The organism is Staphylococcus croceilyticus (genome assembly GCF_002902575.1).
In the GTDB taxonomy this organism is placed as follows: Bacteria; Bacillota; Bacilli; order Staphylococcales; family Staphylococcaceae; genus Staphylococcus; species Staphylococcus croceilyticus.
Map to the genome: position 1 here is coordinate 1 of NZ_PPRD01000004.1, position 23393 is coordinate 23393.

General features: G+C 32.3%; 25 protein-coding genes and 1 riboswitch. Of the genes, 3 read left to right on the forward strand and 22 right to left on the reverse strand.

The annotated features are described in order from the left end of the window. Nucleotides 1–106: 106 nt before the first annotated feature. The 17 genes from CD128_RS00525 to CD128_RS00605 form a co-directional block, all read right to left on the reverse strand. Entirely contained in the window at nucleotides 107–1084 is a 978-nt protein-coding gene (locus CD128_RS00525) for an aromatic acid exporter family protein (RefSeq protein WP_103328156.1), read from the reverse strand. Between the two features lie 13 nt (nucleotides 1085–1097). Further along, nucleotides 1098–1535 (reverse strand): bacilliredoxin BrxB, encoded by a 438-nt coding sequence (brxB, locus tag CD128_RS00530; RefSeq protein WP_103328157.1) that lies wholly within the window; start codon nucleotides 1533–1535, stop codon nucleotides 1098–1100. A 103-nt stretch (nucleotides 1536–1638) separates the two neighbouring features. Beyond that, nucleotides 1639–2958 (reverse strand): dihydrolipoamide acetyltransferase family protein, encoded by a 1320-nt coding sequence (locus CD128_RS00535; protein ID WP_103328158.1) that lies wholly within the window; start codon nucleotides 2956–2958, stop codon nucleotides 1639–1641. 12 nt (nucleotides 2959–2970) lie between these two features. Further along, complete coding sequence (locus CD128_RS00540) at nucleotides 2971–3954, reverse strand: alpha-ketoacid dehydrogenase subunit beta (protein ID WP_103328159.1); 984 nt, start codon at nucleotides 3952–3954, stop codon at nucleotides 2971–2973. After that, nucleotides 3947–4948, reverse strand: coding sequence for a thiamine pyrophosphate-dependent dehydrogenase E1 component subunit alpha (locus tag CD128_RS00545; protein ID WP_103328160.1), 1002 nt, complete (start codon nucleotides 4946–4948; stop codon nucleotides 3947–3949). The genes CD128_RS00540 and CD128_RS00545 overlap by 8 nt, the downstream gene beginning before the upstream one ends. A gap of 17 nt (nucleotides 4949–4965) precedes the next feature. Beyond that, entirely contained in the window at nucleotides 4966–6390 is a 1425-nt protein-coding gene (gene lpdA, locus CD128_RS00550; RefSeq protein WP_103328161.1) for a dihydrolipoyl dehydrogenase, read from the reverse strand. A 144-nt stretch (nucleotides 6391–6534) separates the two neighbouring features. Continuing rightward, nucleotides 6535–8211, reverse strand: coding sequence for a DNA repair protein RecN (gene recN / locus CD128_RS00555; protein ID WP_103328162.1), 1677 nt, complete (start codon nucleotides 8209–8211; stop codon nucleotides 6535–6537). A 15-nt stretch (nucleotides 8212–8226) separates the two neighbouring features. Next, entirely contained in the window at nucleotides 8227–8679 is a 453-nt protein-coding gene (gene ahrC / locus CD128_RS00560) for a transcriptional regulator AhrC/ArgR (protein ID WP_103297133.1), read from the reverse strand. 288 nt (nucleotides 8680–8967) lie between these two features. Further along, nucleotides 8968–9849, reverse strand: coding sequence for a polyprenyl synthetase family protein (locus CD128_RS00565; protein ID WP_103328163.1), 882 nt, complete (start codon nucleotides 9847–9849; stop codon nucleotides 8968–8970). Then, the gene (locus CD128_RS00570; protein WP_103297135.1) at nucleotides 9842–10057 is read right to left on the reverse strand and encodes an exodeoxyribonuclease VII small subunit; all 216 of its coding nucleotides are present in this window, start codon (nucleotides 10055–10057) and stop codon (nucleotides 9842–9844) included. Before CD128_RS00570 ends, CD128_RS00565 begins: the two co-directional genes overlap by 8 nt. Beyond that, nucleotides 10050–11387 carry an exodeoxyribonuclease VII large subunit gene (gene xseA / locus CD128_RS00575; RefSeq protein ID WP_103328164.1) on the reverse strand — a complete coding sequence of 446 codons (1338 nt, stop codon included), beginning with the start codon at nucleotides 11385–11387 and terminating at the stop codon, nucleotides 10050–10052. Before xseA ends, CD128_RS00570 begins: the two co-directional genes overlap by 8 nt. A gap of 15 nt (nucleotides 11388–11402) precedes the next feature. Next, the gene (gene nusB, locus CD128_RS00580) at nucleotides 11403–11792 is read right to left on the reverse strand and encodes a transcription antitermination factor NusB (protein WP_103328165.1); all 390 of its coding nucleotides are present in this window, start codon (nucleotides 11790–11792) and stop codon (nucleotides 11403–11405) included. A gap of 32 nt (nucleotides 11793–11824) precedes the next feature. Then, entirely contained in the window at nucleotides 11825–12184 is a 360-nt protein-coding gene (locus CD128_RS00585; RefSeq protein WP_103328166.1) for an Asp23/Gls24 family envelope stress response protein, read from the reverse strand. 13 nt (nucleotides 12185–12197) lie between these two features. Beyond that, the gene (accC, locus tag CD128_RS00590; RefSeq protein WP_103328167.1) at nucleotides 12198–13553 is read right to left on the reverse strand and encodes an acetyl-CoA carboxylase biotin carboxylase subunit; all 1356 of its coding nucleotides are present in this window, start codon (nucleotides 13551–13553) and stop codon (nucleotides 12198–12200) included. Then, nucleotides 13553–14035 (reverse strand): acetyl-CoA carboxylase biotin carboxyl carrier protein, encoded by a 483-nt coding sequence (accB, locus tag CD128_RS00595; RefSeq protein ID WP_103328168.1) that lies wholly within the window; start codon nucleotides 14033–14035, stop codon nucleotides 13553–13555. The genes accC and accB overlap by 1 nt, the downstream gene beginning before the upstream one ends. Nucleotides 14036–14268: 233 nt before the next feature. Further along, a complete protein-coding gene (efp, locus tag CD128_RS00600; RefSeq protein ID WP_103328169.1) occupies nucleotides 14269–14826 on the reverse strand; it encodes an elongation factor P in 558 nt (185 codons plus the stop codon). Nucleotides 14827–14853: 27 nt separating this feature from the next. Then, nucleotides 14854–15912, reverse strand: a complete 1059-nt coding sequence (locus CD128_RS00605; RefSeq protein ID WP_103328170.1) for a M24 family metallopeptidase — start codon at nucleotides 15910–15912, stop codon at nucleotides 14854–14856. A gap of 138 nt (nucleotides 15913–16050) precedes the next feature. Between CD128_RS00605 and CD128_RS00610 the strand changes: the two genes are divergently transcribed. Further along, on the forward strand, nucleotides 16051–16602 hold the full coding sequence (locus CD128_RS00610; protein ID WP_415239146.1) for a hypothetical protein: 552 nt from the start codon (nucleotides 16051–16053) through the stop codon (nucleotides 16600–16602). A gap of 11 nt (nucleotides 16603–16613) precedes the next feature. Then, complete coding sequence (locus tag CD128_RS00615) at nucleotides 16614–16838, forward strand: SA1362 family protein (protein WP_103328172.1); 225 nt, start codon at nucleotides 16614–16616, stop codon at nucleotides 16836–16838. 101 nt (nucleotides 16839–16939) lie between these two features. Here CD128_RS00615 and CD128_RS00620 read toward each other — a convergent pair whose 3' ends face one another. Beyond that, nucleotides 16940–17770: a lipoate--protein ligase family protein gene (locus CD128_RS00620; protein ID WP_103328173.1), complete on the reverse strand. Its 831-nt coding sequence runs from the start codon at nucleotides 17768–17770 to the stop codon at nucleotides 16940–16942. A 156-nt stretch (nucleotides 17771–17926) separates the two neighbouring features. Between CD128_RS00620 and CD128_RS00625 the strand changes: the two genes are divergently transcribed. Continuing rightward, on the forward strand, nucleotides 17927–18313 hold the full coding sequence (locus CD128_RS00625; RefSeq protein WP_103328174.1) for a rhodanese-like domain-containing protein: 387 nt from the start codon (nucleotides 17927–17929) through the stop codon (nucleotides 18311–18313). Between the two features lie 147 nt (nucleotides 18314–18460). Here the strand turns inward: CD128_RS00625 and gcvPB are convergent, their stop codons facing one another. From gcvPB to CD128_RS00645, 4 genes are all read right to left on the reverse strand, one after another. Next, on the reverse strand, nucleotides 18461–19939 hold the full coding sequence (gcvPB, locus tag CD128_RS00630; RefSeq protein WP_103328175.1) for an aminomethyl-transferring glycine dehydrogenase subunit GcvPB: 1479 nt from the start codon (nucleotides 19937–19939) through the stop codon (nucleotides 18461–18463). Continuing rightward, a complete protein-coding gene (gene gcvPA, locus CD128_RS00635) occupies nucleotides 19926–21278 on the reverse strand; it encodes an aminomethyl-transferring glycine dehydrogenase subunit GcvPA (protein ID WP_103328176.1) in 1353 nt (450 codons plus the stop codon). Before gcvPA ends, gcvPB begins: the two co-directional genes overlap by 14 nt. 16 nt (nucleotides 21279–21294) lie before the next feature. Further along, nucleotides 21295–22386: a glycine cleavage system aminomethyltransferase GcvT gene (gcvT, locus tag CD128_RS00640; RefSeq protein ID WP_103328177.1), complete on the reverse strand. Its 1092-nt coding sequence runs from the start codon at nucleotides 22384–22386 to the stop codon at nucleotides 21295–21297. A 77-nt stretch (nucleotides 22387–22463) separates the two neighbouring features. Next, nucleotides 22464–22599, reverse strand: a riboswitch (glycine riboswitch). Continuing rightward, on the reverse strand, nucleotides 22596–23114 hold the full coding sequence (locus tag CD128_RS00645; RefSeq protein WP_103328179.1) for a shikimate kinase: 519 nt from the start codon (nucleotides 23112–23114) through the stop codon (nucleotides 22596–22598). It overlaps the preceding riboswitch by 4 nt. Between the last annotated feature and the right edge of the window lie 279 nt (nucleotides 23115–23393).

Sequence of the window (23393 nt, forward strand, 5' to 3'; positions counted from 1 at the left end):
CCTCAACAACAAAAAAAGAGATTAAACAACCTAAGGTTGCTTAATCTCAATATTAGGACTCATCAGTCCGATTTGACGTAGAGCCTTTATTTTTTAAGAAAATGATTTATAGTTCACTGTGTAACCTTAACGAACCGAATTGAGACTTGATATTTAAATATTCTTCTAATTCGTTAAGGATTTGCATCATACTTGCACGTGATTTTAAAGATTGATGCGTCTTTGGTAAAGGTAATTCATCTAAGGATAACCGTATTTCATATAATGAATGCAACCTTAAAGCGGTATAATCATTACTATTTACGTTTTCACCAATTTCAGCTAGCAGATTAGCTATATCTTCTATTAAAGGATCCTCTACTGTAATCTGATGAATTAGAGGTTGGATTCTACGTAAAAGATCAAGTTGTTCTTGTCTCATATCAAAGTAGTGATAATACGAATTTTCATTACGACCAAAGTGATTTTTTACATCTCTAAAAGCAATTGATTTAGCTTTTAGAATATCTAGTTGTATCTTTTCAAAAGACACAACTAAATCATTATTATAATTGGTACAAGCTTCACTATAGGATTTGAATATATTTTTAAATCCTGATTCCACTTCTTTTTTAAAATCAAGTAATTTCTTATCTAGACTAGGCATAATTAAATTCATTATAAATGCAATTCCTAAGCCAATAGTCAATAGGAGTAGTTCATTGATGATTAGATGTAGATTAATTGTTTTTGCATTAAACACATGTAGCAATATAACACAACTCGTCACAACGCCCTCTTGAACGTTAAGCATAACGGTTAATGGAATAAATAATAAGACGATTAAACCAAGTACTACCGCATTTTGACCTAATAAACTAAATATAATTGAGCCAACTAATAGGACCAAAACACAAGAAACAACTCGTGATACAATGGCTTGTACAGAATGTACTTTAGTGTGTTTAATACATAAAACAATAAGGATAGCGCTTGAAGCATAATTATCAAGCCCTATCCATTTCGCTAAGATAACGCCTAGCGTTATCCCTACCGCTGTTTTAAGAGTTCTAAATCCAATCTTATAAGGATTTAACTTTAACATAGGTAGGTTCCTCTTATCTTTCTTCGCAATATTTTTCGAAAAGACTTTGAAGTTGGTTAATTACATCCATAACGTCATGACCTTCAATTTGATGACGTTCAATCATTTCAGTAATCTTACCATCTTTAATTAGAGCAAAAGATGGGCTTGATGGTGCATAACCTTCAAAATAATCTCGTGCTTGTTGTGTTGCTTCTTTATCTTGACCAGCAAATACTGTTACTAATCTATCAGGTAATTTATCATAATGTAATGCATGACTAGCTGCAGGACGTGCAATACCACCTGCACAACCACATACAGAGTTAACCATAACTAAAGACGTACCGTTTTGTTGTAATACTTTATCTACTTCTTCAGCAGTCGTTAATTGTTCGTAACCTGCAGATTCAATTTCATTACGTGCTTGCTCTACCACGCCATTCATATATAAATCAAAATTTAAATCCATGAGAATCACCTTTCTATCATTTCTTTAGTTATTGTCATTCTACTAATTTAATAAACAGAGTTCAAATAGCTTGTCTAGCAGTTATATAACTCATTCATTAAATTTAATAGATATTAGTATTTTCAATTGAATAATTCTCAATGCGTTGTTTAACTTGAGACATAAAGCGACCTGTTTGTACACCGTCAAGAATACGATGGTCAATAGAAATACATAAATTCACCATGCTTCTAATTGCTATCATGTCATCAATAACGACAGGTCGTTTGACAATCGATTCCACTTGTAAGATAGCAGCTTGAGGATGATTAATAATACCCATTGACGATACAGAACCAAATGTTCCGGTATTATTAACAGTAAATGTACCACCTGACATATCTTCTTGAGTTAATTTACCATTGCGTGCTTTAAGTGCTAATTCGTTAATTTCTCTAGCAATACCTTTTATAGATTTTTCATCTGCATTTTTAATGACAGGAACGTATAACTTATCTTCATCAGCTACCGCAATTGAAATATTGATTTCTTTATGCAATACAATCTCGTTGCCATCCCAACTACTATTTAAGAGTGGGTTTGCTTTAAGTGCTTCTGCCACTGCTTTTACGAAGAAAGCAAAATACGTTAAGTTATAACCTTCATTTTCTTTAAAACTATTTTTATGATAATTTCTCGTTTTTACTAAATTAGTAGCATCTACTTCAACCATCATCCAACCATGTGGGATTTCTGTAACGCTTGTCACCATATTTTGCGCAATTGCTTTACGCACACCTTTTACTGGAATTACTTGGTCATGTTGATTAGATGATTGAGATGTAACTGGAACATCTTGAGTTTTTAATTCACCTTGTGACGCAGATGATTGCGTTGGTTGAGAAGTATTATTATGGCTTGATTTAATATAAGATTCGATATCTTTTTTAGTTACTCTATTTTCAAAGCCAGTGCCAGGTACTAATGATAAATCTACGTTATTTTCCGAAGCAATTTTAAATACTACAGGAGAAAAACGACCATTATTTTTTGGTGCAGATGATTGCGATTGTGACTCAGATTGAAGCGTTTGTTGAGGCACATTTGCATTACTATGCTGAACGTTATTTTCATTATTAATTGAAAGTTGATCATCGCCACTTAAATTTACATTAAGTTGTTGGGTTTCATTATTATTCGACTCTGATTCATTTGCACTATCAATCTTACAAATCACATGACTAATCTCGACTGTTTCACCTTCATTTACACATAGTTCGGTAATGACACCCGAACTAGTTGAAGGTACTTCTGCAGTTACTTTATCAGTAACCACTTCACATAGAGGATCATATTCGTCAACGTGATCGCCCACAGAGACTAACCATTGTTCAAGCGTGCCTTCGTGTACACTTTCCCCTAATTTTGGCATTTTAATATCCATAATATTGCCTCCTTAAAATTGCGCAAGTTCGCGCATTTTATCTAAGATTTTGTCAGGGTTCATCATTACTTCATTTTCAAGATTAGGTGAAAATGGCATTGAAGGCACGTCAGGACCAGCAAGTCTCATGATTGGTGCATCTAAATCAAACAAGCAGTTTTCAGCAATAATAGCCGAAACTTCTGACATAATGCTACCTTCAAGATTATCTTCTGTGACAAGTAAAATTTTGCCATTATTTTTAGCTCGTTCAATAATTGTTTGTTTGTCTAAAGGATAAACAGTACGTAAGTCAACAACTTCTACACTAATACCATCTGCAGCTAAAATATCGGCAGCTTGAAGACAGTAGTTTACGCATAATCCATAGGTGAACACAGTAATATCTTCACCTTGACGTTTAATATCTGCTTTTCCTAATGGAACAGTATAATAATCTTCTGGTACTTCTTCTTTTAAGAAACGATACGCTTTCTTATGTTCAAAGAATAACACTGGATCATTAGATTCAATAGATGATAATAATAGTCCTTTAGCGTCATACGGTGAAGACGGGATAACAATAGTTAATCCAGGTGTAGAGGCAAAAATGCTTTCTACACTTTGTGAATGATATAAACCGCCATGGACGCCTCCGCCGAATGGTGCTCGTATCGTTAAAGGACACTGCCAGTCATTATTTGAACGATATCGCATTTTAGCAGCTTCACTAATGATTTGATTTACTGCAGGTAAAATGAAATCAGCAAATTGGATTTCTGCAATTGGACGTTTTCCTAACATTGCAGCCCCTATAGCAGTACCAATGATATTTGATTCAGCTAACGGCGTATCTATTACGCGTTCGACCCCATATTTTTCTTGTAAACCACGAGTAGCACCAAATACGCCACCTTTACGCCCTACATCCTCACCTAAGATGAAGACGTTTTTATCTTGTTCCATTGCTAAATCTTGTGCTTGTTGAATGGCCTCTATATAACTCATTTTAGTCATTAGTTATACCTCCTTCAGGATCATATACATATTGATACGCTTCATCTACTGGAGGATAAGGTGCTTGCTCAGCATCTTTAGTTGCTTTATTTACGATAGTTTTATGTTCTTCTTCAATTTCACTTAACCATTCTTCATCAATAATATCTTGTTCTAATAAATAATCTTTAAATTTTAAATTGCAATCTAATGTTTTCAAAGCTTCACGTTCTTCTTTAGTACGATATGTATCATCATCATCTGAAGAATGAGGTGTCATACGGCTAGTAACTGCTTCAATAAGCGTTGCACCTTCTTTATTTAAAGCTCTTTCTCTAGCTTCTTTCATTGCTTTATACATAGCAATTGGATCGTTGCCATCAACAGTTTCACCGTGGATGCCGTAACCCGCAGCTCTATCAGATAACTTTTCTGCAGCATATTGCAGAGAATCAGGTACAGAAATCGCATATTTGTTATTTATAATGACACAAACAAAAGGTAATTTATGAACACCTGCGAAGTTTAATCCTTCATGGAAATCACCTTGGTTCGAACTACCTTCACCTACAGTTGCTGTAGCGATATTTGCTTTGCCGTCCATCTTTAAAGCTAAGGCAGCTCCAACAGAATGTGGAATTTGCGTCGCTACTGGAGAACTTTGAGATATTATACCTTTTTCACGATGACTAAAATGTGACGGCATTTGTTTACCACCAGAATTAATATCATCTTTTTTACCAAATGAAGCTAGCATAGTATCATAAGGAGTAATACCCATATAAGTGACAAACGCTAAATCTCTATAGTATGGTGATGAGATGTCTCCTTCTTTCATGGCATAAGCCATACCGATTTGTGTTGCTTCTTGACCTTGGCCACTCACTACAAATGGTATTTTACCAGCGCGGTTAAGCAACCATAATCTTTCATCTACTTTTCTTCCTAAATCCATCCATTTATAAATTTGTTTGAGGTCTTCTTCTGTAAGGCCGACAGATTTATAATCAATCATCCTATATTTCCTCCCTGTTAAACATGAATTGCTCTATTTTCTATTTTTAATCCTATTTCCATTAATATTTCAGATATGGAAGGATGTGCATGTGTGGTTAGACCTAATTCTAATGCAGAACCGTTCATAAACTGTAATAATGCTGCTTCGTTTATTAATTCAGAAGCATGCGCGCCTATCATGCTCAAACCGATAATTTCCTCGTTATCTTGATTGATGACAACTTCACAAAATCCTCGTTGCTTTGCATCTTCATCGATGACAGCTTTTCCTATGGCGTTAAATGACGCTTTATATGTACGTGTATTTATCCCTTGAGATTTAGCCATTTCATTGTTCATCCCAATGGATGCTATTTCAGGATAAGTATATACGCATTTAGGCATTAAATTATAATCTAACGGTATTGGTGGTGAACTGAACATATGTTCAACTGCTATCACACCTTCTTTTGAAGCGACATGTGCAAGTTGTAATTTTCCGATACAATCACCGGCTGCATAAATATGTGCATCCTCTGTCTGTTGAAAATGATTAACCTGGATGTAGCCAGCGTTATCTGTTTTAATCTTTGTATTATTCAAGCCTATGTCAGATGTATTAGGTATACGCCCTATAGCTATCAAAACTTTTTCAGCTTCAACAAATTGTTCATTATTCACCGTTATTGATACCTTGTCCTCATTAATTGAAATTGAAGATTCATCTAATTGACAATTTTCAAAAAACGTTACGCCTCTCTGTGCTAAATTATCTTTAAGAAAATTAGCGATTTGACTACTCTCAGTAGGCAAGATACGTTCATTCGCTTCAATCACTGAAACCTTTACGCCTAAATCAATTAAAAGTGAAGCAAATTCAAGTCCAATTACACCCCCGCCAATAATAGCTATACTATCAGGCAATTCCGTCATCTCTAATAAGTCATTGCTCGAAATAATATGTTCATTATCATAGTCTAAGAATGGCAATGGTCTAGGACTCGTACCAGTAGCAATCAATACATATTGATTCGGCAATAATTCAGACTCTCCATTACTATATTCCACTGATATTGTACCACTTTGTGGAGAAAAGATTGAAGTGCCCATAATACGGCCAGTTCCATTGTAAACATCGATATGATTTTTTTGCATTAATGCGTTAACGCCTTTATACATTTGTTCAACAATATCGGCTTTTCTTGCTATCATTTTTGAAAAATCAATCGTAAAGTCGTCCACGTTCACACCAAAGTTTGACGCTTTTTTAACTGTGCGTGTCACTTCAGCCGATTTTAATAGCGCTTTAGTTGGAATGCACCCTTTATGTAAACATGTGCCCCCTAATAAAGATTGTTCAACGATAGCTACTGTTTTACCCAATTGTGAGGCACGGATGGCTGCTACATATCCTGCAGTTCCTCCCCCTAACACAACTAGGTCATACTGTTTTTCAGACATGTTCTTACTCCTAACTTGTCTAAACTTAGATAGAGAGCGTGAAACGATTCAGTTCACACCCTCTTATAAGTTGAAATTATTTATACTTAATTATTTTACATCAAATTTATAAATTCTGAAAATAATCCTTATCATTCTCTACAACTATTTTCTACGATTTTGTTCAATCATTTCCTTAGCATTTTCACGCGTTAAATCAGTCACGCTTGCACCTGAAATCATTCGCGCAATTTCATCTATTTTATCGCCGTCTTCAAGTTCTTTCACATGAGTTGTAGTTCGATCTTCATTAGAAGCTTTGCTAATTAATAAATGATGATCACTCATAGAGGCAACTTGAGGTAAGTGAGAGATACAAATAACTTGAATATATTGTGCTATATCACGCATTTTCTCAGCCATTTTTTGTGCTGCTTGACCTGATACCCCTGAATCTACTTCGTCAAATAAAATCGCTGTTTGGCCTCTGGATTGAACGAAGATACTTTTTAGCGCTAACATAATACGCGACAGTTCCCCACCTGAAGCAATTTTATTTAAACTTTTAAGCGGTTCACCTTTATTTGGGCTAATTAAGAATTCTACAAATTCTATACCTTCTACTGTCGGCTTATCAAGAGGTTGGAAAGAAATTTCAAGATTTGCATCTTTCATTTGTAAATTTTGAATTTCTTTAACGATGTGATCTCTTAATTCACGCGCAACTTTACGACGTTCTTTAGAAAGTGATTTACCCACATTAAGTACTTCTTTATAAAGTTGTGAAATTTCTTCTTTTAATTGTGAAGTACTTTCTTCGTAATTTTCAATTTTAGAAATTTCATTTTCAAGTTTATCTTGGTATGTGATTAATTCACTAATATCTTTTCCATATTTACGTTTAAGATTATTTAGTAAATTCATTCTAGATTCAAGTTCATTTAACACTTGCTCATCGAACTCAGTATTGGACATTTCATCATATAACTCATGCTTTGCATCTTCTAAAGTATAGTAGAATTGGTCGACATCTTCTTTTAATTTATTATATTTATTTGGAAGAATATCATTAATAGCCTGTAAATGGTTACTAAATTCGTACAATCTATCTGTAATAGCATGTTCATCAGTTAATGCGACATGTGCGTTGTTCAAGGCAAGACTTAACTTTTCAGAGTTTTGAATTCGACGAATGTCAACTTCAAGTTGTTCAGTTTCTCCTTCTTTTAAAGAGGCTTCTTTTAATTCTTCAAATTGAAATTTCATCAAATCTAAACGTTGTAACAAAGCTTTGTCTGCTGATTCAAGTTCTTCTAATTCTTTAGTTTTATTTTTATATTCATTAAATAGATGGAGATATTTTTCTTTAATATCTAAATATTTATCTTCAGCATAATCATCTAATAATTGGAGATGATATTTTTGTTTTAATAATACTTGCGTTTCATGTTGCCCATGTATATCTAACAGCTCTTGCATGACTTTACGCAAGTCTTGAAGGGTAACAGTTTGATTATTGATTTTACATATACTTTTGCCAGAACTAAAAATTTCTCTTTTAACTAATAAAAAGTCTTCATCAATGTCGATATCTAAGCTTTTCAGAACAGATATAGCATCTTTACTATTATCGATATCGAATATACCTTCAATAATTGCTTTTTTCTCTCCATGCCTTACATAGTCTGATGAAGCACGCATACCAATCAATTGTCCGATTGCATCAATAATAATCGATTTACCGGAACCAGTTTCCCCACTCAAGACAGTTAAACCATCTGAAAATTGAATTTCCAGTTCATCAATGATTGCAAATTGTTTTATTGATAAGGTTTGTAACATGAATTCATCGCATCCTTATAATAAATTAAAAATTCTAGTTTTAATTGTATTACTTGCTTCTTCATCTTTACAAATTAAAAGACAAGTATCATCACCACAAATTGTTCCTAATACTTCATCCCAATCGATTTGATCTAAAATAGCACCGATAGATTGGGCATTACCAGGAAGTGTTTTTAAAACAAGTAAGTTTCCTGTACCTTCAATGTTAACAAATGAATCCATTAAGTAACGTCCTAGTTTTTCAAGCGGATGATATTTGCGATCATTTGGTAAACTATAAACATATTGACCTGAAGGTGTAGGTACTTTAATTAATTGTAGTTCTTTTATATCTCGTGAAACGGTTGCTTGTGTAACATTTAAATCATATTCATTAAGACGTTTAACTAGTTCATCTTGTGTTTCAATCTGTTCACTTGAGATAATTTCTCGGATTTTTATATGTCTCACTGATTTTTTTGCCATTGTGAACACTCCTAGTTTCGAATATTTATACAATGATTTTAACATAACCTTTTTGGAACTACTACTAAAGTTAACTACTTATAAAGGTTGTCATATCAGATATTCAAGGTTAATTTTCATATTGATTGGTGTTCATAAGAATATATTTTTTACATCTAAATGTATAAACTTATACATATTAAAACAATATTTCCTTTTATTTATAACAAATCTATATATTTTATAAAAAATAAAAATCCTTCTAAGTATAGATGCTTAGAAGGATTTTTTTAATTAATATTTTGTCGTTTAGTGATCTCTATTATAAAATAATTCAACTATGTCTAATAAAGGTGTAATATCATAATGAGTTTTAAGCGAATTTAGCGCTTCAATTGCTGCATTTCTATGCCATTCTAATTTTTCTTCAGCACCATCTTTACCTAATAAAGAAACGTAAGTGCTTTTATTGTTTTCTAAGTCGCTACCCACTTTTTTACCTAGTTTTTGTTCATCGCCATAGATATCTAATAAATCATCTTTAATTTGGAACATTAAACCTAGATTATCGCTAAATTTTTCTAATGCAGTTGAAATACTCTCGTTCACTTCAGCAATATCAGCCGCACTTAAAATAGCAAACTGTAATAACGCACTTGTTTTGGCTCTATGAATTTGCTCTAATGTGGTTAAATCTACTGAGCTATCTTCACTCTCCATATCTAATGTTTGACCACCCACCATACCTAAATGGCCACTATCATGGGCTAAACGAGAGATGACTTTTACTTTAACGTCAGGTTTAAGTAATTTATCATTAGCTATGACTTCGAATGCTTTAGTTAATAAAGCATCACCAGCAAGTATAGCTTTCCATTCACCATATACTTTATGATTTGTGAGTTTGCCTCGTCTATAATCGTCATTATCCATGGCCGGCAAGTCATCATGCACAAGTGAATAAGTGTGAATCATTTCAAGTGCTAATGCTGTTTGAAGCCCTTTATTATAATCTTCATTTAAAACATTGAGCGTTAATAAAACAAGTAAAGGACGAATGCGTTTACCACCAGCATTTAGAGAATAACGCATACTTTCTTCTAAATTTGTATTAAGTGAAGAATCTTCAATTCTTTTATCAAGTAAAGTATTAATTTGTTCAATTAATTCATTTGTTGATAATTTACTCATTATCGGCACCCTCTGTTTCATCTTTAATTAATTGATTTACTTTGTTTTCAGCATCTTTTAAAGTCGTTTCGCAAGCTGCAGATAATTTCATTCCACGTTGGTATAAGTTCAATGATTCTTCTAATGACACAGTTTCATTATCTAGCTTTTGAACTATATTTTCTAATTCTTGCATCATTTCTTCAAAACTTTGTTGTTCTTTACTCATCTTTACACCTAACTTTCTTAACAGTAGCTTTGACACTACCATCTTTCATAGATAATGTAATCTCGTCGTTTTCTTTTAAATCATGTGTACTTGTTATGACTTTATCATTTTTATTAACAATTGTATAACCTCTTAACATGATATTAGTAGGACTTAAATTATTAAGTTGTTCTACTTTGTTTTGTAATTTAACTCTACTATTTTTAATAGCTTGATTGGTTACATTTATTAAACGATGACGATGACTTGAAACTGTTTTTTGATTTTGTAAAATAGTTCGATTGAAATTTTTTAAATTAAAATGATTTTGCAATAATTTAATGTTATTTTTCTTACTTTCAATACTTAGCAACAGATTTTGTCTTAATTGTTTCTCCAAATCATCGCGTCGTTGAATTTGTTGGTCATATAATAATGATGGTTGCTTGAATTTATAATATGACGCTAAATAATCTAAATGTTTATGTTGCTTTTCAACGTATTGTTTAATAAATTTCGTTAAGGAAAATTGATACTGCTTAATTTGTTGCAATAGCTCATATTGATCTGGTGTGGCAATTACTGCTGCTTGGGTAGGTGTTGCAGCTCTAACATCGGCTACAAAATCACTCAACGTAAAATCAGTTTCATGCCCGACCGCTGATATAATAGGCGTTTTGCAATTAAAAATAGCTTTTACAACATCTTCTTCATTAAAGTTCCATAAATCTTCTATGGAACCCCCACCACGACCCAAAATAATAGTATCAACATTTAAACTATCAGCGTATTCAATTTTTTCAATAATATCATTTTTAGCTTGAGCCCCTTGTACTAAAGTGCTAATTGAAATCTTCTCTACAAGAGGATAACGGCTATTAATTGTTGAATGAATATCACGAATAGCCGCACCCGTACTTGCAGTCAAAATTGCAATTTTTTTAGGATATTTAGGTATCGCTTTTTTATATTCTCTATTGAAAAAGCCTTCTTTAGCTAACTTTTGTTTGAGTTCTTCAAGCTTTTGATAAAGATTACCAATACCATCTAGTTCCATTTTATTAACGTAGATTTGATAATTTCCTCGACGTTCATATACTGAAACTCTAGCTTCAAGTAAAACTTCATCGCCCTCTTTAGGGTCAAACGTAAGTTGAGAAGCATTCCCTTTAAACATCATTGCACTGATAACGCTATCTTTATCTTTAACATTAAAATACAGATGACCACTTGAATGCTTTTTAAAATTTGATAACTCACCTTTAAGAAGTACTGATTGTAAATGTGGATCTTGATCAAATTTGTATTTAATATATTTGGTTAGAGTTGATACACTTAGATATTCAGACATAGACATCACTCAATACTATTTTTTTATATTACTTAATACACCGTTGATAAATTTGTAATGATCGTCATCACTAAATTGTTTAGTAAGTTCGACAGCTTCATTAATAATTACTTTAGGAGGTGTTTCACTATGAAGAAGTTCAAAAGTAGCCATACGTAAAATGATACGATCACTTTTTAATAAACGTTGGATTGACCAATCTTTAAGTTTAGGTTCGATTGTTTCATCAAGTACTGGTTCATGATCTTTGACACCCGTAACTAACCAATGAATGAAATCAAAATCTAAATCTGGGTAATCATCTTTAATAAAGTTAATTGCCTCATTAATAGTCAAGTCCGTATCTTTCATTTCTAATTGAAATAATGTTTGAAATGCTTGTTTTCTAGATTCTTTACGACTCATAACAAACTCCTTATTTTAATATTTGTTCTAATCTATTCAGCAGTAATATGCATGATATGGATGTTAATCTCTTTAGGTTCAATAGCAGTCATTGTTTTAATAGAATTGAAAATATTTGCTTGGATTTTACTTGCAAATTTAGAGATTTTAACGCCATGTTTAATCGAACAGTATACATCAATGTGAATACCATCATCTTTTGCTTCAATTTTTAAATTTTTACTTAAATTCTTTCTACTGATTTTTTCTAAGTTAGTATGATTTAAGTCGGCGAAATGTCCTGTTACTCCTTCTATCTCAGATACTGCGATGCTCGCAATAACTGAGATAACTTCAGGCGCTATTTCAACTTTACCTAAATTAGAATTTGAATAATCTGCTACTTTTACCATTTGATTTAACCTCCTACTCAGTATCACCCATAATATTATACTTTTCTAAGAAATTTGTATTAAAATTACCACTTCTAAAAATATTGTTATTCATTAATTTTAAATGGAATGGAATTGTTGTATCAATTCCTAAAATTAGATACTCACTTAATGCTCTAATACCAGTCATAATCGCTTCATCTCTAGTTGGTTCATGAACGATTAATTTAGCTACCATTGAGTCATAATATGGAGGTATTGTGTAATTGGTATAACATGCTGATTCAATTCGCACACCATATCCACCTGGCGCTATATATTGTGTTATTTTTCCTGGAGAAGGCATAAAGTTTTTGTATGGATTCTCAGCGTTAATTCTATATTCAATTGCATGACCACTAATTGAAATATCTTCTTGTTTATAAGGTAGAGGTTCGCCCATAGCTACTTTTAATTGAAGTTTAACTAAGTCGATACCTGTTACCATTTCAGTTACTGGATGTTCTACTTGAATACGCGTATTCATTTCCATAAAGTAGAATTTATCGTCATTTAAATCATAAATAAATTCAATAGTACCTGCGTTTTCATAATTAACGGCCTTAGCAGCTCTGACAGCAGCGTCTCCCATTTCTTGACGTATTTTATCAGAAAGAATTGGAGAAGGAGATTCTTCTACTAACTTTTGCATACGTCTTTGAATTGTACAATCACGTTCACCCAAATGAATGACATTACCAAACTGATCACCAATCACTTGAATTTCAATGTGACGGAAGTTTTCGATGAATTTTTCAAGATACAGTCCACCATTGCCGAATGCAGTTTCTGCTTCTTGTTGCGTCATACGATAACCGTTTTCTAAATCCTTTTCATTGCGAGCGACACGAATTCCTTTACCACCGCCACCAGCAGTAGCTTTGATAATTACTGGATATCCAATCTCATTAGCAATTTTTTTAGCATCACTTATTGTTTCAACTAAGCCATCACTACCAGGTACAACTGGAACGTTTGCTGCTATCATTTCCGCTTTAGCTACGTCTTTAATACCCATCTTTTGAATAGATTCATAGCTAGGTCCAATAAATTTCAATTGACATGCTTCACATAATTCAGCGAAATCACCATTTTCAGCTAAAAATCCATAACCTGGATGAACGCCATCACAACCTGTAGACGTTGCTATAGATAAGATATTAGGAATATTTAAATATGAATCTTTAGACTGTGTAGGACCGACGCAATATGCTTCATCAGCAATTTGAGTATGTAGCGCGTCTTTATCTCCTTCAGAATAGATTGCAACAGTTTGAATACCTAAATCATGACATACTCTAATAATTCTAACCGCAATTTCCCCACGGTTAGCAATTAATACTTTTTTCATTATTTCACCTTAAATAACGGTTGGCCATACTCTACCATTTGTCCGTCTTCTACCAATATTTCTACGATTTCACCAGAAATCTCTGCTTGTATTTCATTAAATAACTTCATAGCTTCTAATATACAAACTGTTGAATCATCAGATACTTTGTCGCCTACTTTAACATATGCGTCTTCTTCTGGAGACGGCGATTTATAAAACGTACCGACCATAGGCGCATTAATTGTTTGGTAGTTAGCATCTGCATCAGAAGCACTATCAGAATTCGTTGATGGTGTAGCTTCTGTTGTTTGAGGTTGAGAAGCTGTAGGTTGTGGCGCAACTACAGGTGCTTGTGGTTGTGCGTATTGAGGGGTAATGATTTCAGTTTCTTTTTGTTTTTTTAAGTTAACAACGCTACCTTTATTATCTTCAATATTAATTTCAGTTAAACTTGATTGATCAAGAATTTCGATTAATTCTTTTATTTCTTTAAAATTCATAAGTGGATAACTCCTTGACTTTGTTTTCATCTACCAATCTATTTTACTTGACTGTTTCAACCAATTCAAGCATGTGTCATTTTTCAATTCAAACGCTTAGTAATAATTTATGACGTTTTTTTATTTGAAAATGAAAATCGGGTACATTTTCAAACAATTAGCTACTATTGAAATAATAAAAAACTCTAAGACAAAAATTATGTCTTAGAGTTTTTAGAATCCAAAGTTAACTATTAACCTCTTGAAATATAGCTACCATCGCTAGTGTTGATGACTAAAATGTCACCTTCATTTACGAATAAAGGTACGTTTAAAGTATAACCTGTTTCAACTGTAGCAGATTTAGTAGCACCAGTTGCAGTATCACCTTTGATACCAGGTTCTGTTTCAGTAACTTCTAATTCAACAGTTTTTGGTAATTCAACTCCAATTGTTTCACCTTCGTATGATTGGATTTGAACTTCCATGTTAGCTTTTAAGAATTTTAATTCGTCTTTTAAGTAATCGCCTGATAACTCAATTTGATCAAATGTTTCATTATCCATGAATACATGATTGTCACCATCAGCATATAAGTATTGCATACGACGGTTTTCAATCATAGCTTGTTCTACTTTTTCACCAGCTCTAAATGTTTTTTCTTGAATAGCGCCAGTTCTTAAGTTACGTAATTTAGAACGTACAAAGGCAGAACCTTTACCTGGTTTTACGTGTTGGAAATCAATAACTTTCCAAATACCATTATCTACAGAAATAGTTAAACCTGTTTTAAAATCATTAACCGAAATCATTCAGTTTCCTCCTCAATTATACGCTTACTATAAAATAATAAGGTCTTTCGTACATTTAGTAAAGACTTCACAACCATTTTCAGTGATTAAAATGTCATCTTCTATACGTACCCCACCAAGACCGTCGACATAAATACCTGGTTCAATAGTAACACAGTTATTTACTTCAATTGTACCATTTGAATTTTTTGACAATAATGGTCCTTCATGAATTTCTAAACCAATACCATGACCCAAAGAATGGCCAAATTCTGCACCATATCCATGTGCGTCAATATAATCCCTAGATAATGCATCAGCTTCTTCTACACTCATACCAGGTTTAATTTCATTGATAGCCTTAATTTGTGATTTAAGAACGATATCATAGATTTCTTTTAATTTAGCATCAGGTTCGCCTATAGCGAAAGTACGCGTAATATCTGAACAATAACCTCTATAATAAGCACCAAAGTCTAAAGTAATCATATCTCCTTGTTCAATGACTTTATCACTTGCTACACCATGAGGTAAAGCGCCTCTGTAACCTGAAGCTACGATAGTATCAAATGAAGGACCGTCAGCACCAAGTTCTAACATTTTACTTTCTAGTAATGCTTTTACTTCCCTTTCAGTCATTCCAGCTTTAACTGTTTCTAAAAGATAGTTATAAGTATCGTCTACAATTTTAGCGGCAACTTTAATTTTCTCTATTTCTTCAGGAGTCTTAATTTCTCTAATGTGTTCAATTTCATTTCCTATACTAACCAATTGAGCAGAAGCTTGGTTAAGAATTTGATATGTATCATAACTCACTAAATGACCTTCAAAGCCTACTTTTTGAAAATTTTGACTATTTATGATTGAAATAATCTCATCATTAATACTTCCACTTCTGTTGATAATTTCAAAGTTAACAGCTTGATTAGTCGCTTGTTCAATATAACGGAAGTCTGTAATTAGTTTATTCTCATTTTTTGATATGAGAAGTGCGCCACTTGTCCCAGTAAACTCAGAAATATATCGACGATTATAATCTGATAAAACCACTATTGCATCTAAATCTTGTTTGTTAAGTAAATCATGAATTTTCGCTATTTTGTCCATATCGTTCACCTCTTGTATAACGTTTGTACATTTTAATTATTTACATTAAAATGATATCATACTTATTTTCGAATAAATAGATTTTGATTTAGGGAGATTTACATGAAAAAATTAATAATGATTATAGGAGCTTCGTGTTTGCTAGTTGGCTGTGGTGCTCAAAACTTAGGTCCTTTAGAAGATAAAACAACTAAATTACGAGATGAAAACCACAACTTGAAACTCGATATTCAACAACTAAATCAAGATATCAGTGATCAGAAATCACAACTAAATGCTTTAAATAACGATAAGAAAAATGTTTCACAAACGGTAGATAATAATAATGAAACAGAAATTTTAAATGCCAGTTCCCAATATTATCAAGATATTACAAAAGTCATTGGGAATTTTAATGATCTTGATTTAACTAAAAAGAAAAAAGAAGACAAAAATAAAAATTTAGAGAAACTCAATTCACTTTCTAATGATATAGATGATGCTTATAGTAAATACAAAAGTTCGGTATCTAAAAATAAAATGAGCGACAATAATGAAAATGCAGATAAAAATATTAAAATGCTAAATAAAAAAATTCAATCTGCATTTAAAGATATTAGAAATGGATATGAATCTAATGATAAAGATAAATTAAGTCAAGGACGTACTAAATTATCACAAATCAATCTATCTAGTAATTCTGAATCATAGGAGTTTTTTAATTGAAAAATGTAATTTTTTATATTGTTTTAGCGATTGCAGCAATTGGATTAATTTTAAATCTAAATGTATTCTTAATGTCGTTTGTCAAAACAATTTTTACTTTTGCTATTATTGCAGGTATTATTTATCTTATTTATTACTTCTTCTTTCTTACTGAAGACCAAAGAAAATATAGAAAAGCAGTAAGAAAGTATAAACGACGCAATCGACACAATCACAAATAACCATAAATATTAAAGAGGCTGAATTATTAATGTAAATCTGATTAGGCAATCCTACTTCGCTCTTGCCTTTAGTCTTTACATTTTTCAGCCTCTTTTATTAATTATTTTTTATATAACCATTCATCTGAACGATATTTTTCTTCTAGTTCCTTCACTTCTGCTAGTTGAGCATCTGTTAAAGTTAAAGGTTTGAAGTTGATATTTAAACCTTTTTTGAATCCTTCTTCAAATGCTTTTTCCATCTCTTCAATTGAGATGTGACGATCGGCAATATCATTTATTGCGACAGCTTTATCTACAAATGCTTTTTTCATTTTATCTTTCAAACGGTCATTTTTGAAAATAAACATATCAAATAATTCATCTATATCTACATCTTGAAGTAAAGAACCATGCTGTAATATAACGCCCTTTTGACGAGTTTGAGCACTACCTGCTATTTTACGTCCTTCAACTACTAGTTCATACCAACTTGGTGCATCAAAACAAACTGCACTTCTAGGTTGTTTTAACTTTTCTCTTTCTTCTTTCGAACGTGGAATAGCAAAATAAGCATCAAATCCCAAGATTTTAAATCCTTCTAAAAGACCTTCTGAAATAACTCTATAAGCTTCTGTTACAGTAGATGGCATGTCAGGATGAGATTCTGGAACGATAACACTATATGTTAACTCTTTATCGTGTAAAACGCCTCGTCCACCTGTTTGACGGCGTACTAAGCCAAATCCTTTTTCTTTAACTTTATCAATATCTATTTCTTTTGTTAATCTTTGAAAATATCCTACCGATAATGTTGCAGGATTCCATGTATAAAATCGTATTACTGGATCAATTTCTCCTCGAGAAACAAAATTTAATAAAGCTTCGTCCATAGCCATATTATAGTATGGATCATGACTTCCAGTATTAATGAAATTCCATGTTTCAGTCATAAAAAAACTCCATTCACAACTTTTTCTTTATTTATAAATCATATATATAAATTAGTATTAAATTAAATAAAGCCATAATTAGACAATAAAAAAATTTTGATAAATTGCGCTAACAGCCTTATAATTATAATATCGGTTAATTAGGGAGGATGCAATATGAATGTATCTTTGATTATAGCATTGGTTATTATAGTCTTAATTATTCTTTACATGTTAGGAAATTGGTTTATCAATAAACGTGCTGTAACAGAATTAGAACAAAATGAATTTCATAAAGGCTTAAGAAAAGCTCAAGTCATCGATGTACGAGAAAAAGTTGATTATGACTATGGTCATATCAATGGTGCACGTAATATTCCAATTTCAATGTTTAGCCAAAGATTCCAAGGGTTAAGAAAAGACCAACCTATTTATCTTTGTGATACTAATGGTGTTGCTGGTTATCGTGCAGCACGTATTCTTAAAAAGAATGGCTATAAAGATATTTATATGCTTAAAGGCGGATATAAAAAATGGACTGGCAAGATTAAAACTAAAAAATAGTTGATTGCCAGTACCAATGATGAACTCTTAGAGATAAGCTCTAAGAGTTTTCTTTTGCTTTTATATAGATGATAAAGATGTAACTAATATAATGAAAATAAGACAGGCACAAACTTTTATTGTGCCTGTCTTTCTATTTACAATGAATTATTTTTTCTCTTCATGTAATTTTTCGAATTTTAATACCGGTTTACGAGCAGCCGTAGTTTCATCTAATCTATCAATGATTGTAGTGTGAGGTGCTTCTAAAACGATATCAGGATTATTTTCAGCTTCATCAGCAATTTGTAACATTGCATCAATGAAGTAATCTAATGTTTCTTTAGATTCAGTTTCAGTAGGTTCAATCATCATACCTTCTTCCACGTTTAATGGGAAGTAGATAGTTGGTGGATGAACACCAAAGTCTAATAAACGTTTAGCCATATCTAATGTACGAACGCCGTGTTCTTTTTGTTTAGAACCACTAAGTACAAATTCATGTTTACAGTATTGATCGTAAGGAATTTCGTAACGTTCTTTTAAGCGTGCTTTAATGTAGTTTGCATTAAGTACTGCAGCTTCTGATACTTCTCTTAAACCTTCAGCACCCATTGTTCTAATATAAGTGTACGCTCTTAAGTAGATTCCAAAGTTACCATAGAATGGTTTAACACGACCGATAGAATTTTCCATATCATTATCGTATTTGAATGTATCGCCATCTTTAATAACCATTGGTTTAGGAAGATAACTAGCTAATTCTTTTTTAACCCCTACTGGACCTGAACCAGGACCACCGCCACCGTGTGGACCAGTGAATGTTTTGTGTAAGTTTAAGTGTACAGCATCAAATCCCATATCGCCAGGACGAACTTTATCCATAATAGCGTTTAAGTTTGCACCATCATAGTATAATAAACCGCCTGCTTCGTGAACGATTTCACGGATTTCCATGATATTTTTTTCGAAAATACCTAAAGTGTTAGGGTTTGTTAACATGATTGCTGCTGTGTTTTCATTTACAACACGTTTTAAGTCTTCAATATCAACTTCGCCACGTTCGTTCGATTTAACAGTTACAGATTTGAAGCCTGCAAATGAAGCTGACGCTGGGTTAGTACCATGTGCTGAGTCAGGAACGATAACTTCATCACGATGACCTTCACCATTAGCAATGTGATAAGCTTTAAAAATCATTAAAGCTGTCCATTCACCGTGGGCACCAGCTGCTGGTTGTAAAGTAACTTCATCCATACCTGTAATTTCTTTTAACTCTTCTTGTAAACTATAAATAATTTCAAGAGAACCTTGTACTTGTTCTTCTTCTTGTAATGGATGAGATTCAGCGAATCCTGGAATACGTGCTACTCTTTCATTGATTTTTGGATTGTATTTCATTGTACATGAACCTAGTGGATAGAAACCAGAATCTACACCAAAGTTTTTATTAGAAAGTTCAGTGTAATGACGTACTAAATCTAATTCAGCTACCTCTGGGAATTCTGCTTTATCTTTACGGATGAACTTATCATCTAAAATGTTTTCAACAGAATTACCTTTAATATCGCTTTGAGGTAATGAGTATGCATATCTACCTGCTCTAGATCTTTCGAAAATTAATGGACTTGATTTACTTACTACCATTTAGCTCACCAGCTTTCTTAACAAATGTATCTATTTCATCTTTTGTTCTTAATTCAGTAACAGCTACTAACATATGATTTTCAAAGTCACTAGATGCTTCACCTAAATCAAAGCCACCAATAAAGCCTTCTTCAGCTAATTGTTTGTTTACTTCTTTGATTGGTTTATCAAATTTAACTACGAATTCGTTAAATGATGTTCCATCTAATACTTCAAAACCATTTTCTTTAAATTGATTTTTTGCATAATTAGCGTGTTCTAAGTTTTGAACTGCAATATCATAAACACCTTGTTTACCAAGAGCAGACATAGCAATTGATGAAGCTAAAGCATTAAGAGCTTGGTTAGAACAAATATTTGAAGTCGCTTTGTCACGACGAATATGTTGTTCACGAGCTTGTAATGTTAATACAAAGCCTCTGTTACCGTCATCATCTTGAGTTTCACCTACTAATCTACCTGGTACTTTACGCATTAATTTTTTAGTAGTGGCGAAGTAACCACAGTGTGGTCCACCGAATTGAGTTGGGATACCGAATGGTTGAGTATCACCTACTACGATATCTGCGCCAAATGAACCTGGAGGAGTTAATAAACCTAAAGCTAATGGGTTAGCATATACGATAAATAAAGCTTTTTTATCTTCAATAAATGAATGAATTTTTTCTAAATCTTCAATTGAACCGTAGAAGTTTGGATATTGAACAGCAACAGCAGCTGTTTCATCATCCACAGCTTGTTCTAATTTTTCTAAATCAGTGATTGTACCATCTAAATCAACTTCTACAATTTCAAATTCTTCACGAACTTTTACATAAGTTTTAAGTACTTGTAATGCTTGATAGTGAAGGCCTTTTGAAACGACAATTTTATTCTTTTTAGTATGGTTGAAAGCTAAGATACAAGCTTCAGCGAAACTAGTGATACCATCATACATTGAAGAGTTAGCTACATCCATACTAGTTAATTCACAAATTAACGTTTGGAATTCAAAAATAGCTTGTAATTCACCCTGAGAAATTTCTGGTTGGTAAGGTGTATAAGCTGTATAGAATTCTGAACGAGAAATCATTGCATCTACTACTGCAGGTGCATAGTGATCATACACACCAGCACCTAAGAATGATGCATGTGTTTCTTTAGTAATATTTTTATTAGCTACTCTGCTTAATCTTTTTAATAAAGTTGTTTCAGCTTCACCACTAGCGATATTTAAATCCCTGTTTAATAAAATATCTTCTGGTACATCACCAAATAATTCATTAATAGAATTAGCACCAATAGTCTCTAACATTTCTTTTTTATCTTTTTCAGTTAATGGTATATAACGATGACTCACAATACACACCCCTTAATTATTTTTCGATTTGATTTTTCTTAACGATTTTAGCTTTTAGCTGTCTTTTACGTACTTGAACTAGTAATTCTCTGCCCATTTCAAATTCATCACGTTTAATAATTGCCATTGCAATTGATTTACCTGATGAAGGTGATTGAGTTCCAGATGTAACTTCCCCGATTTGATTGCCATCTAAATCTAATACTGGATAACCAGTTCTTGCGATACCTTTTTCAAGTAATTCTAAACCAACAGTTCTACGTTCAGAACCATTTTCTTTTTGATCTTTTAATACTGATTTACCAATAAAGTCTTCTTCGATTAATGGTTTAGCAGCAAAAGCGATACCGCCTTCGTACGGAGTGATAGATTCATTAAGATCTTGACCATGTAAAGGTAATCCAGCTTCAAGTCTTAATGTGTCTCTTGCACCTAATCCACAAGGAACAACATCATGTGAGATAAAGCCATTCCAGATATCTACCGTATCTTTAGCATCGCAATAGATTTCAAAGCCATCTTCGCCAGTGTAACCAGATTGAGATAAAATAACATTTTTACCAAATAACGTAACACCTTGTTTAAAATCAAATGGTTTCATTTCACTTACATCAACATCAACTAATTCACTAACTAAATCTCTAGCTTTAGGACCTTGAACAGCTAATTGACCATATTGATCAGAAATATTTGATAATTCAACATCAAAATTAGCTGATTGCTTTTGCACCCAATCATAGTCTTTGTCAGTGTTAGCAGCATTAACAATTAATAAATAATCGTTTTCGCCTAATTTATATGTTACCAAGTCATCAATGATACCGCCTTCTTCATTACATAAAGCAGTATATTGTGCTTTAGTATCAGTTAAATTGTTAGTATCGTTTGATAATAAGTATTGGACAAATTTACTAGCATCGTTACCTTTAATTGAGATTTCTCCCATGTGGCTAACATCGAACATACCTACATTATATCTAACTGCATTATGTTCTTCTTTGATACTTGTAAACTGAACAGGCATAGCCCATCCACCGAATTCTACTATTTTAGCACCACTATCTACGTAATTTTGATACAATGGTGTTTTTTTTAATTCGCTTGTCATTTGAAAACCCCCTATAATTTTTATAAAAAAACAGAGTAGCAAATTGCTACCCTGTTTATACACTTAATCCAGGAATGCGTAACAGTATTATCCTTTTGCCTGAGAGTTTCGTATTATACTTGCACCTTCGGCGATAAAGAAAAATCACAGTGGAATCTATTACACTTATATAAGATACATATGATTATCAATATTCTCTCTAATACTGATCAACCGCAAGATAGATGATTTATGATTAAATCATAAATTTCTTTGATTGTTTTTTCACTATTCACTTTCATGAATGCGATTTCATTATATCTTGAAACCCTTGATAAATACAAGTTTTTTAACTGATTTTTAGTCTTATTTTTAGCATTAGGTCTATGAGGGTCGTTTACGATTCGTCGATAAATTGTATCAATGTGACAATCTAACCAAATGACATTTGTTAATTGCTTCAAAAGATTTAAAGAATCACTGTTTTCTATTACGCCCCCACCTGTAGAAATAACATCATATTTTGAGACGCATTCTTTTAAATATTTATATTCTAATTTTCTAAAACCATTTTCTCCGATTTGTTCAAATATTTCAGGTATAGTTTTATGTTCTTCTATTTCAATATAAGAATCTAAATCAATAAATGTTAATTGTTCTTCTAGTGAAAGAAATTCACCAATAGTACTTTTTCCTGTTCCCATAAAGCCAATGAATATTATAGGCAATTGTTTATCGTTCAGTTGAATCACCTTTTTTCAATTTTTCAATAATAGCATTATCATAATAGTGATTGATATTATGAATTGTCTTCAATTTTATACTAAATTGTGTAGTATAAAAAGTGATTATTGATAAATAAATAATAAATAGAAATAAAGTATAGCTACTAATAAAGCCTTTCGTGTTAAATGTAAAACTCTTTTTCATAATTTATTTTTTCATCCCCGATTTTTAAGGTAACTTTTATTATTTTAGTGTTAATAGGTTTAGTTTTAAAATCTATAACATTATTCAATAAAGTAATA